We start from the raw sequence: 10,958 nt of genomic DNA on the forward strand, positions 1-10,958 counted from the left end.
AACGCGGGCGCAGGTAGAAAAATCCTTCCGGGGCGCGGATAAGCTCGACGTTATAGCGCGCATAAAACTCTTCCAGATACTCCTGGAAGTCCATCAGAAAGGCATGATTATCCAGCTCGTCGAGGCCGACGTGACGGCCCGCGCGCAGGGCGCTATCCAGCGCCGGAAAAAGAGGGTTGGCCAGAGCCTGTGCCAGCTTAACTGGCATCACCTGTTCAATATTTGTCGATGACATGTGCCTGTACCTTGGCTCCGTAATCATTAATCGGCTGCCACTTCGGCGGCAGTCCGGTGAAATCGCCCTGCGCGACGCCCAGGCGCACGGCCTGGTCAACCACAATACGCGCCACGTCAAAATGGCGCGCGCGCGGGTACTGCGCAAGGTATTCGCGCACCACCAGGCCCAAATCCAGCGGCAGCTGCTTCTTTTTATAGATAACAAGCTGTTGTTCGATCATCGCCGCCAGCTGTTCGCGAATTTCGTTAAACTCTTCGAACTCGAGGTCCGGCGGCAGCTCGCCGGTCACTTCCTCATCGCGCAGCGTCATCTCTTCATCGCGCATGTCGTAGAGGCGATCGGCGTTAGCGTAGGTCAGCGCCCAGGGAGCGTCGAAGTAGGTCTGTACCGACTGGCGCAGGCGCTGGGCGAAGACGCGGTTTTTATCCATATCAATAGCGGTACGGATAAATTTATGCACGTGGCGATCGTAGCCGATCCACAGGTCGATAGCCTGCTGGCCCCAGCTGACGATGCGGTCGAGTTTGCTTTGCAGGTCGAACACCAGGCGATCCACGAAATCCAGATCGTCGTGGGTCATGGTGTACTCCTGGACACGCAGCAGGTTGGCCTGCAGCTTGTCCCCTGCCGCCTCCAGCGTATCCTGCAGCTCTCGCAGGGTGCCGGAAGTTTCCGACAGCAGCATTTCGCAGCTGGAGATTGCCGCCCGCCAGTCTTTATTCAGCAGCTGGGCAATATCGTCTTTCACCGACTGCTGCTGCTCGTCCATGGTTCGCTGGGTCAGGTCAATGCTGTCGAAGATCTCAGCGACCGAATATTTCAGCGGTGCGTAGACGTTGCGGTGCCAGTGGAACTCGTCTCCGCCCTCTTCGGCGGCGTCCGCCGCGCGCTTGAGCTCGCCGCCGACAATAGAGAGCTGCATCGACAGGCGCAGGGTTGAGAACTCGCGCTGGCGAATGTAGTAGTCGGTAATGCCGATCCCCAGCGGGGTCAAGCGGTAAATGGCGTTGCCTTCGGTGATTTCGCTGGTAAAGCGGTTCAGCAGACGTTGACGAACCATATCGTTAATCGCGTTGTTAGCGCGCACGCTAATCGTTTCGCTGGTTTGCTCAAACGCATCACTGACGTGGCGAAAAGCATCGATAAGCTCGCCTTCGGTGAGCTCGCCCTCCAGACGTTCGCCATTGAGCGTTGCTACGGCTAACAGGAACGAAAGCCTGTCTACCGGCAGCGCGATAGAAAAATCGTTTTTCCTGGCCCAGGCAACCAGTTCGGGGACTGTCTGGGAAAAATCACTCATCGTTATTCCTTGTATCTACCAGTGGCTTGCGCGCGGTGACGTGAATATAGCGTCCCAGGCTTATCCAGGGCTCCTGGCGACAATAGCGCGTTTCCAGTTCCAGCAGCTGCGCGTAGTTGTCGTGCTGCTTGTGTTTCTCTCGCAGATAATCGTGGAATACACGTACGCCCGTTTTACCGGCAATCTGCCAGCCCGCCTCTTCCAGCCAGCAGTACACCTGCTGCGGGTCGCGCGGGTAGTCCGGCGAAAGGGTGCGCTTTTTCTTTTTCGGCATACCCGCCTGTACATAGTCAAAATTGGTGGCGACCATGTTATGCATCAGCAGGCCGTTGGCGTTATAGAACATCAGCGACAGCGCGCCGCCCGGCCTCAGCACCGACCACAGCGTCTGTAAAACCGGCTGAGGTTCGGCTACCCATTCCAGAACCGCGTGAAACAATATCAGATCGACCGGGCTTTCCAAATGTTGCGCCACGTCCTGAATCGGGCATTGTATAAAATGCATGCGGCCGCTCACACCTTTGTCGTCTGCCGCGCGCCTGGCCTGCGCGATCATCTCTGATGAAAGATCGCATAGGGTAACATGATGGCCGCGCTCTGCCATCTGAATTGCGGTCTGCCCCGCCCCGCCGCCGGCGTCGAGAATGCGCAGCGGCGCCGGGCCAAAGGTCGGCAGCAGAAGATCCAGATCCTGCCACAGGATCGCCTGGCGCAGCTGTCCTTTGGTGGTGCCATAGATATTGCGCGAAAACTTCTCCGCGATGTCATCGAAATTGCGATCCTGCACGCTGCGCGCTCCGCTAGCCCCAAAGCGGCTATTTTGTCATACCCACGGCCAGAGAAAAGCTATCTGTTGTAATATCCCGTCAGATGCCTGTCGGATGGTTAAAAAAGGAACCAACAAGGATGCTTTTTACGCTGAAAAAATACATTGGCGGCCTGATGCTGCCGCTTCCCCTGCTGCTGCTGCTGATGGCAGTAGGCCTCGGCCTGCTGTGGTTCAGCCGGTTCCAGCGCGGCGGCAAGGCGCTGGTGAGCCTGAGCTGGCTGGCGCTGCTGCTGCTCAGCCTGCAGCCGGTGGCCGACCGTTTGCTGCGCCCGATTGAGCAAACCTATCCCACCTGGCGCGGTGCCGCGCCGGTGGAGTATGTGGTGGTGCTGGGAGGAGGATACACCTGGAACCCGGCGTGGGCGCCCGGTTCTAACCTGATTAACAACAGCCTGCCGCGGCTGGCCGAGGGTATTCGCCTGTGGCGCGCCAGCCCCGGCGCAAAGCTGATTTTTACCGGCGCGTCGGCGCAGCATAATCCGTTCAGTGCCGCAGAAACGGCGGCGCGGGTGGCGGTTAGCCTCGGCGTCCCGCGCCGGGATATTATTGTGCTGGATACCCCCAGAGATACCGAGCAGGAAGCCGCTGCGGTGAAGGCCCGCATTGGCGATGCGCCGTTTCTGCTGGTCACCTCCGCCTCACATCTGCCGAGGGCGATGGTCTTCTTTCAGCGTGCCGGGCTGGATCCGCTCCCGGCCCCGGCTAACCAGCTGGCAATCGCTTCGCCTGTTAATTCCTGGGAGAAGATGCTGCCCTCGCCGCTGTGGCTGATGCACAGCGACCGCGCCGCTTATGAAACTCTGGGGCGGCTGTGGCAGCGCCTCAAGGGCAGCTCAGCGGAGCCAGGGCAGCAGTGATTTAGCGGCCAGATCAAATTGAGTGCGGTTAAAGCGCCCGGTATTCACCAGCCGGGCCACCTCGTCCCACAGCAGATAGAGCCAGCGCCGGCCAATAAAGCCTTCCGCCACCGGCGCGCGCTGCAGATAGTGCCACAGTAAACTTTCAGACTGTTCGCAGCCCGCAAGGCGAAAAAGCTCATACTCCCGCGGCGCCCACAGCATCATACCGGGCGCAACCATCGCCAGCAGCTGGTCGCTGCGCGGGTCCTTCAGCATGCTGGCCAGGGTCAAATTACCGTGGATCAGCACGCAGTTATCGCTAAAGTCTTCAAACAGCGCGGGCAGACTCTCACGACTGCGAAATAAAATACGCCGATCCTGCATGTTCAGGCCGTTGTCGCTATACTGTCCCAGCGTGCTCCACAGCACTTCCAGGCGCTGGCGGTACCACAGCGGCCAGAGATTTTCCTGGGTGCTGTCCACCGTACCCACGCAGCCGCCGCTGTCCTGCCGGTGCCACGCCAGCAGCCCTTCGACAATTTGGTCTTTAAGCTGCTCCCAGCGGGCCGGGGTGCGGGCCGGTGCCTCGACGGAAACGCCCTGCAGGCGCTCCAGCAGCAGCACGTCCGGCGCGCCGGTGGTTTCGTGGGTCAGCACGCCGTACACCGCCGGCATCCTTACCGTACCGTCCCGGGCAAGGCGCGGAATTTTCCACGCCATCTGCTGCGCCAGACCAAAAATGGCAAAGGTTTTTGCCAGCAGCGGCATCGGATTCCCTTCTGCATCGTACAGCGACCACAGGGAGGAATCGGGCCTGTGATTGACGCACTCAACCCGGCTCAGCTTTTCGCCGAGCAGGTGGCTTAATTCCGCGCGCAGCTGTTCCATTTCCCGGTTCTCCATCAAGATAATCCGGTTTCATAATGAGCGCCGCCGCGCGCGATGTCACCCGATCCAGATCAAACCGCGGCCGGAAAGCACGTTCCTCCGGTTTTAGAAGTCATAATAGAAGTCCAGCCAGTTCGAATCCGGCAGATGGTCCGTGGAGCTGGAGAAGGTGCGCTCGACGGCCACGCGGAAGCCGTAGCGGAACTGGAAGTTGACCCCGGTGTAGAGCTGATTCGCGTGATAGTGCTCGCCGCCGAGGATCTCCAGCCGGGTACCCGCCACGTAAGGCCCGATGCTGAGCAGCGGTCCCTTATCGACGGGAAAGGTGCGGGAGAGAAAAGCGGTGGCGCCGTAGGCGTCGCCGGCAAAGAAGTTGTAATCGGTTCTTTTGCGCATTGTCTGGGGAATAAAGTTGCCGTAGTACTCCCCGGAAAGGGCAGCGTACCAGGGACCGGGGGCCCAGGCGATGCTGGTTGCGGCAATCTGCTCATAGTCCGAATGCTTAGTCTGCGCGTCCCACGAGGTGACTTTAATGCGGGTATAGCTCGCCGACAGGGTCAGCGTTTTGGTGGTTCGCCAGTCTACGCCCAGCGCTGCGCCCTTCTTGCGGTGGAACATCCAGCCGCCGGGGGTGTAGTAGCTGTGGGTCGGCAAATACGCCATGGCGTAAAAATCAGCGTCATCGCGGGTGAGTTTATACATCAGGGTACGGTCTGGTTTATCACTGCCGTCGTAGGCAGGGTAAACACCGACCGCCGCGGCCTTGGCGTGCCAGTCGTTCTCCCAGACGTCAGTTTTAACCCCCACGGTCTGGTAGTACACGCTGTCCTGTTTGCCGTAGGTCAGCCTGCCCCACTTCTCGCTGTCCAGCCCCGCATACAGCTCGCGTCGGTTAAAGCGGCTGGTTTTCTTCGGATAGTGGCTGTCCATGTCGGCTACTTTGAATATATTGGTGCCGAACTCCCAGTAGCCTACCGCTTTTAGATCTTCATCAAAGTTATAGCCGGTAGTGATACGAAAGCGCGTGCCGCCGTCGTAGCCTTTTTGCCAATATTGACCAGTATCTGCTCCACCCATATCGTTGCGAAAGCGCGGACGAATACTACCCCCGACCGAGAGCGACATCGGTGAATAAAAGTTATCACCTTTAGGATCGGCTTTTAGAATATCTATTTCTGCCTGTGCTGAGTCTGCAATAAATGCCGAGAGCGCGACAATACAGCCGAAGCCCACCCGACGAAAACTACCCTGGAATTGAGTTTTCATCATCTTTCCTTTATTTGAAATAATTGAAGATAATCTTCTGGCGTTATTTAACTTTATTTTAATTAGCGGCAACTCGGCATACTTCGCCGGCCCCTTAACAGCGCTATCCTAAATAATTCGAGTGGATTGAAGGCGGCAAGCGAGTGAATCCCCGTGAGCTTACTGGAGTAAGTGACCGGGGTGAACGTACGCAGCCAACACACAAGCAGCTTGAATTATGACGGATATAAATAGAGTATTCAGCGTCAGAAGCCACATTTATTATTGGAACGACATCTTTAACACTACGACTGATATACAACAGCTTGTAGCGCATTACTCGCGCTTATTTTCGCCTCACCCGTTATCGCGCTTAACGAATGAGGCCAATATTTTTACTACTCCGACAGGCCCCGTGCCCTGGCGCTAATATCAGTAATACCTTCGCGCCCCGCCTGCAGCAGCGCCTCCGGGGACAAACCCGCCTCGTCCTGCTGCATAAAGGCCAGCACCATCGGCACATTCAAACCGGTGAGCACTGCCGCCCGCTCGCGGTTGCGCAGCCACATTTTCAGCGCAACGTTGACCGGCGTCCCGCCGACAATATCGCAAATCAGCACCAGCGGTTCGCTGGTATAAGGGGCAAGCAGCGCGGCCAGCGCCGCTTCGAGCCCCGCAGGGCCGTCACCGGCCCCCACGGACAGCGCGTGTACGTTATCCCGCGCGCCGAGGATCTCGAATGCCGCCTGCCTCACCGCGACCGCCACCTCACCGTGGCTGATTAAGACACACTGCGTCATGCGGGCTCCTCTGCGATTTCAATGTAAACGGGCCGGTCGAGCAGCGCGAGTTCACCCACCTCGCCGCCCTCGGTTTCAAAGATAACCAGCCGGTTTTCCCCTTCCCGCAGCAGCGGCGCGGGAATGTAGAGATAGCCCAGCGGCCCGCGATCCCAGTAGCGTCCGAGGTTGAAGCCGTTGATAAATGCCGTGCCCTTGCCCAGCGTTCGGGTGTCGAGAAACGCATCCGCCGGACTGTCGATATCGAAGCGATATTCGTAGAAGGCCGGCTGCTGCGGTTCCCAGCCCGCGGAGAAATCGACGCTGTCGATGTTGTCCAGCGGCAGAGGGAAAATCTGCCAGTCGGCTTCAAAATGGAGGTCTATCAGCAAACCGCCGCGCAGCCCCTTGCGCTGGGACGGCGCCAGCAGCCGCGCCCCGTAGTTAACACGACCCAGATTCTCAATCAGCAAATCAAACTGGTTGTCCGCTTCGCTAAGGGAAAATGAAAGCTGCTCGCCAATCTGCTCCCGGTACTGGGTCGCCAGGTGTCGGCCGTTAGCGTACAGCTGCACCCGATCGCTGGCATCCACCACGCGGCATTTTTCTACTTCGGCCGGGCCGCGCTTGTGGGTGCGGTAAAGGATATAGCCGTAGCTTTGTCCCACATCCTCCATACTCAGCGGCCAGGCGCTGCTGACCGGCTGGCTAATGGCAGAAAGGGTACTAAACAGGCTTACCTTGCGCGACGGGGCGATAGTGCCAAAGGCCCGGCGAGGCAGGTCTTTCGGCAGGTACTGTTCGGCCCCGGGAACCTGTTCTTTAATCGCGCGCTGCACCGCCAGATACTTGCTGCCGGGCTCGCCCCACTCGCTCAGGAGGGCGTCATAATCGTAGGAAGTGACCTGCGGCAGATCTCTGTCGCCGCGGGCCGAGCAGCCGTTCATAAAGCCGAAGTTGGTACCGCCCTGGAACATGTAGATGTTCATGCTGCCCCGCGCCAGCTGGAGGCTGACCTCTTTCGCCGCATCGTCGGCATCCCGGCGGATAATGGCGTCGCCGTAGCGGTTGAACCAGCCTATCCAGAACTCCATGCACATCAGCGGCCGGTTGGGCTGGAAGGCCGCGAGATTATCGAAGCTCTCATCGGTGCGGGAGCCGAAGTTCGCGCTGGCGAGAATATTCTCTTCGCGCAGTGAACCGGCTTCGAGCGCCTCCTGCCAGCCGCCGTCGGAGGTGAACAGCGGCACGCTGACCCCGAAGCGGCGCATCATTTCTGCAAGGCTGGAAAGATAGGCTTTATCGTTGCCGAAAGAGCCGTATTCGTTTTCCAGCTGCATCATAATAACCGGCCCGCCCCGGTCGTACTGGAGGGGAACGAGGCGCGGCAGAAGCTCTGCATAATAGTTCTCTACCGCCTGTAAAAACGCCGGCTGGTTGCTGCGCAGCCGCATCGCCCGGTCGCGCAGCAGCCAGGCGGGGAAACCGCCGAACTCCCACTCGGCGCAAATATACGGCGAAGGACGCAAAATCACGTACAGCCCTTTCTGCTGCGCCAGCACCACAAAGCGTTCCACGTCGGCAAGACCGGTAAAGCAGAAGCGGTCAGGCTCCGGCTGGTGGATATTCCACGGCAGATAGGTTTCAACACAGTTAGCGCCGAGCGCTTTCAGGTTATCGAGGCTGTGCGCCCAGTACTCCGGCACCAGGCGAAAATAGTGTATCGCGCCGGAGATCAGTTTGACCGGCTCGCCGTCGAGCATAAAGTCCTGCTCAATCGTAAAGGTTCCCATACCGTCTCCGTTAACCGAGAATGCCGAGGTTGTAGCCGACAATGGAGATGATCATCATCACCCAGATAACCCGGGTAGAGTTCATCCGCCGCAGGCCCAGCAGCCAGTAGACAAGCGCCACCAGCAGTACCGGCAGCAGGCTTGGCATCAGCTGATCGAGGGTATCCTGAATTTTCAGCACCACCTTACCGCTTTGAAAGGTGAGCGGTACCGTCACGTGAACCACCGAGGCAATCAGCGCCCCGACGACGGTGACCCCCAGCAGCGTCGCCGCTTCGGTGATGGACTTCAGCTGGGTGTTCATGCTGCCGACCATATTCATGCCTTTACGGTAGGCAAATCCCAGCTGCGGCAGGCGAAAGCCAACGATAATCAGCAGGTGGGCGAGGATCCAGAAAATTGCCCCCATCGGGTTGCCGTTCAGCGCCATCCAGGCCCCGACAGAGCCAAAAATCGTCGGCACCAGCGCGCCGAAGAGCGCATCGCCGATGGCGGCAAACGGCCCCATCAGCCCGGTTTTCAGCCCGGAAACGGCCTCCGTGGCTTTAATGCCCTCTTCCTCTTCCAGCGATAATCCAACCCCGAGGATCAGCGCCCCGGTGTGCGGGCTGGTGTTAAAGAACTGGGAGTGCATCTCCAGATTTTTTTTCAGCGCCTGCGGATCGTCGCCGTACAGCTTCTGCGATGCCGGCAGCATGGCGTACAGATAACCGGTACTCATCATGCGCTCGTAGTTCCAGCATATCGCCGAGGCGAACAGCCAGCGCAGATTCACCCGGCGCAGGGTGCGCTTGTCTAATGTCGGTATTGCGACGGCCTGGGCGGTATCAGATTTCGTCATCATCAATCTCTCCGGAAGTGGTCTGCATAGCCGCACGCGGCGCGTCTGCGGTCTGTTTTTCGCTGCGTGAAACGGTGCGGTAGTGCATGATTGCCCCGGCGATACCGAGCACCGCGACGCCGAGCATCGGGGTTTTCAGCCAGGCGGCGGCGAAGAAGCCAATCAGCAGCCAGGGGAAGAACTGCCGGGTCGGCAGGTAGCGCAGCAGGATGCCGATACCCACGACCGGAAGGACGCCGCCGGCCACTTTCAGGCCGCCGGTAAGCCACTCTGGAACATAGTGGAGCACCGCCTGCACGAAGTGTTCGCCAAATACCAGCACCAGCAGCACCGGCAGCATGCGCGACAGCCCCCACGGCAGCGCCCCCGCCAGGATATTGCGCTCAATTGCCCGAATATCGAGCCTGTCGATAGCCTTAATAACCCGGTGCAGGAAAAAGGTGTTGAGAAAGCGCGCCAGAATATCGAGCTGGATCAGCAGCAGGCCAACGGGAACCCCGATGCCGATCGCAAACTCAAGCCCTTTTCCGCTGATAATCGCGAAGATAGTGCCGATAATGGCACCGGTGGTGAAGTCCGGGATAGACGCGCCGCCGTAGGTACCGACGCCGAGCACCATCAGCTGGAGCGTGGCCCCGACGGCCAGGCCGGTGGTCATATCGCCCATAATGATGCCGGTGATCATTCCGGCGTTCAGCGGGTAGCCGATACCGATATTTACCGTAATCACATCCAGAATCTGGAGAAAAGCAAACAGGCAAATCACCAGAATCTGCCAAGTTTCAATTGCCATCGTGATTCCCCGCCTATTTTAAGTTGTTAATAAGGTCGATAACGCTCACTTTATTATCATTGGGTACCCGCTGGTTAATAACGCTGACGTTATTGGCCGCAAGCCTTTGCAATTCACTGATATCCTGCGCAGATAAGCTGACGCTTTTGGTAATTTGAATTCCGTCCTGCCGCTGTGTAACGTTGGCGACATTGACCTCCGGCATTGGCAGTCCATTTTCATGCAGCGCCATTAAGCCCGGAACCGATTTAATCAGCAGCAATACGCGCTGAGAATCGTATTTCCCGGCAAGTATATTTTCCACCGCGGTTTTATACGGCAATACGCTGAGCTTAACGCCGGCCGGCACCGCCATTTTCAGCGTCATTTTATCTATTTCGCTCTCGGCCACCCCGTCATCGGCGACCATAATTCGGGTTATATTTAAACGCGATGCCCACATATTGGCGACCTGACCGTGGATCAGCCGTTCATCGACGCGGATATTCACTATGGCCATAACTTTCCCCTAATTAATTACATTAAACTGGCTTCAGACTTTTGAGACGCGAAAAATCCCGCGCTTTTTATAAACGTTTAATCAGTGAAGAAATCAACCCGCCCGGCTGCAGAGCGTTATTTACCCGATTCGAATACCGGCGGCAGCGGATGGCTTACGATATTCACACGACGACATCTGAGATCCTCCAGCAGCCCCCGCTCGCCTTCCGTCAGCCAGACGCTGGCGGAGTACTGGCTGGCCTGCTGGCGACCGGGATAGCGCGAGCAGTTAGCCAGATTCACTTCATCAAGCTCCGGCAACTGCGTCAGCACCCGGCTGGCGCACGCGAGGGATGCCACCACAATCATCTGGCGCGCCAGCGGATCAACCGCTGCGGCAACCTCGTCAACCGGACAGAGGCAATACGTCAGTCCGGGCGGCAGCGCCAGCTCAATGGTCAGCGCGTGCAGCGGATCTTCGGCGACCTCGTCGCTGGCCACGATAATGCGATCCAGCTTCAGGGCCTGCACCCAGCTCAGCACCACCTGAGTGTGCACCAGCCGGTCGTCCACCCGCAGGGTTATCACGACGCGTCGCTTCCGGCAGCGGCGCGCGCGGCCAACGCGTCGCGCAGAGCAATGAAATCCGGCTGCGCGTTGGCATAGCGTATCGCGCCGTGCGTCGCCTGCTGACACAGGTCGATACGCTCTGCCAGCGGCGCCTCTTCCGCCATATAAAACTCCAGCAGGGTCACAACGCCTGCGCCGGAAATGACGTGAACGTGCGGCGCGCTGAGGGCTATCTTCATCGCGGTGTTATTAACGCTGCCGCCGGGAATATCGGTGAAAAGCACCATTTGATGGCCGCGGGTCAGCGCCTCTTCAGCGGCCTGCTGCAGACGCTCCTCCAGATGGTGAATAGAGGTAATATCG

General features: G+C 58.6%; 13 protein-coding genes. 1 reads left to right on the forward strand and 12 read right to left on the reverse strand.

Annotation, left to right across the window (positions count from 1 at the left end; all coding sequences use genetic code 11):
- From QZ766_RS22360 to cmoM, 3 genes are all read right to left on the reverse strand, one after another.
- A partial coding sequence (locus QZ766_RS22360) for a chromosome partition protein MukE (protein WP_297207503.1) occupies nt 1–235 on the reverse strand: 235 nt, incomplete at its 3' end.
- A complete protein-coding gene (gene mukF, locus QZ766_RS22365) occupies nt 216–1,538 on the reverse strand; it encodes a chromosome partition protein MukF (RefSeq protein WP_297207505.1) in 1,323 nt (440 codons plus the stop codon). The genes QZ766_RS22360 and mukF, both read right to left, overlap by 20 nt.
- Nucleotides 1,531–2,325, reverse strand: coding sequence for a tRNA uridine 5-oxyacetic acid(34) methyltransferase CmoM (gene cmoM / locus QZ766_RS22370; protein ID WP_297207506.1), 795 nt, complete (start codon nt 2,323–2,325; stop codon nt 1,531–1,533). Before cmoM ends, mukF begins: the two co-directional genes overlap by 8 nt.
- 119 nt (nt 2,326–2,444) lie before the next feature.
- Here cmoM and elyC point away from each other — a divergent pair, with 119 nt between their 5' ends.
- Nucleotides 2,445–3,224 carry an envelope biogenesis factor ElyC gene (gene elyC / locus QZ766_RS22375; RefSeq protein WP_297207509.1) on the forward strand — a complete coding sequence of 260 codons (780 nt, stop codon included), beginning with the start codon at nt 2,445–2,447 and terminating at the stop codon, nt 3,222–3,224.
- Here the strand turns inward: elyC and QZ766_RS22380 are convergent.
- From QZ766_RS22380 to QZ766_RS22420, 9 genes are all read right to left on the reverse strand, one after another.
- The gene (locus QZ766_RS22380; protein ID WP_297207511.1) at nt 3,201–4,094 is read right to left on the reverse strand and encodes a YcbJ family phosphotransferase; all 894 of its coding nucleotides are present in this window, start codon (nt 4,092–4,094) and stop codon (nt 3,201–3,203) included. The genes elyC and QZ766_RS22380 overlap by 24 nt on opposite strands.
- A gap of 105 nt (nt 4,095–4,199) precedes the next feature.
- A complete protein-coding gene (locus QZ766_RS22385) occupies nt 4,200–5,363 on the reverse strand; it encodes a porin (RefSeq protein WP_297207513.1) in 1,164 nt (387 codons plus the stop codon).
- 374 nt (nt 5,364–5,737) lie between these two features.
- Nucleotides 5,738–6,139, reverse strand: a complete 402-nt coding sequence (locus tag QZ766_RS22390) for a hypothetical protein (RefSeq protein WP_297207515.1) — start codon at nt 6,137–6,139, stop codon at nt 5,738–5,740.
- Nucleotides 6,136–7,911, reverse strand: a complete 1,776-nt coding sequence (locus QZ766_RS22395; protein WP_297207517.1) for a beta-galactosidase family protein — start codon at nt 7,909–7,911, stop codon at nt 6,136–6,138. Before QZ766_RS22395 ends, QZ766_RS22390 begins: the two co-directional genes overlap by 4 nt.
- A 10-nt stretch (nt 7,912–7,921) precedes the next feature.
- Nucleotides 7,922–8,755, reverse strand: coding sequence for a PTS system mannose/fructose/sorbose family transporter subunit IID (locus tag QZ766_RS22400; protein ID WP_297207519.1), 834 nt, complete (start codon nt 8,753–8,755; stop codon nt 7,922–7,924).
- The gene (locus tag QZ766_RS22405) at nt 8,739–9,545 is read right to left on the reverse strand and encodes a PTS sugar transporter subunit IIC (RefSeq protein ID WP_297207521.1); all 807 of its coding nucleotides are present in this window, start codon (nt 9,543–9,545) and stop codon (nt 8,739–8,741) included. Before QZ766_RS22405 ends, QZ766_RS22400 begins: the two co-directional genes overlap by 17 nt.
- Before the next feature lie 13 nt (nt 9,546–9,558).
- Nucleotides 9,559–10,044 carry a PTS sugar transporter subunit IIB gene (locus tag QZ766_RS22410; RefSeq protein WP_297207523.1) on the reverse strand — a complete coding sequence of 162 codons (486 nt, stop codon included), beginning with the start codon at nt 10,042–10,044 and terminating at the stop codon, nt 9,559–9,561.
- A 116-nt stretch (nt 10,045–10,160) separates the two neighbouring features.
- Nucleotides 10,161–10,613 carry a PTS sugar transporter subunit IIB gene (locus QZ766_RS22415; RefSeq protein WP_297207525.1) on the reverse strand — a complete coding sequence of 151 codons (453 nt, stop codon included), beginning with the start codon at nt 10,611–10,613 and terminating at the stop codon, nt 10,161–10,163.
- Nucleotides 10,610–10,958, reverse strand: a 349-nt coding sequence (locus QZ766_RS22420) for a PTS fructose transporter subunit IIA (RefSeq protein WP_297207526.1), incomplete at its 5' end; no start/stop codon positions are given. The genes QZ766_RS22415 and QZ766_RS22420, both read right to left, overlap by 4 nt.

The organism is uncultured Pluralibacter sp. (assembly GCF_913775985.1).
Classification (GTDB): Bacteria; Pseudomonadota; Gammaproteobacteria; order Enterobacterales; family Enterobacteriaceae; genus Pluralibacter.

What these genes read in the sequence shown, in the direction of transcription:
- QZ766_RS22400 (WP_297207519.1), bottom strand. Translation starts at nt 8,755, where the DNA reads ATGATGACGAAATCTGATACCGCCCAGGCCGTCGCAATACCGACATTA.
- QZ766_RS22390 (WP_297207515.1), bottom strand. Translation starts at nt 6,139, where the DNA reads ATGACGCAGTGTGTCTTAATCAGCCACGGTGAGGTGGCGGTCGCGGTG.
- QZ766_RS22410 (WP_297207523.1), bottom strand. Translation starts at nt 10,044, where the DNA reads ATGGCCATAGTGAATATCCGCGTCGATGAACGGCTGATCCACGGTCAG.
- QZ766_RS22380 (WP_297207511.1), bottom strand. Translation starts at nt 4,094, where the DNA reads ATGGAACAGCTGCGCGCGGAATTAAGCCACCTGCTCGGCGAAAAGCTG.
- QZ766_RS22395 (WP_297207517.1), bottom strand. Translation starts at nt 7,911, where the DNA reads ATGGGAACCTTTACGATTGAGCAGGACTTTATGCTCGACGGCGAGCCG.
- mukF (WP_297207505.1), bottom strand. Translation starts at nt 1,538, where the DNA reads ATGAGTGATTTTTCCCAGACAGTCCCCGAACTGGTTGCCTGGGCCAGG.
- elyC (WP_297207509.1), top strand. Translation starts at nt 2,445, where the DNA reads ATGCTTTTTACGCTGAAAAAATACATTGGCGGCCTGATGCTGCCGCTT.
- QZ766_RS22405 (WP_297207521.1), bottom strand. Translation starts at nt 9,545, where the DNA reads ATGGCAATTGAAACTTGGCAGATTCTGGTGATTTGCCTGTTTGCTTTT.
- QZ766_RS22385 (WP_297207513.1), bottom strand. Translation starts at nt 5,363, where the DNA reads ATGATGAAAACTCAATTCCAGGGTAGTTTTCGTCGGGTGGGCTTCGGC.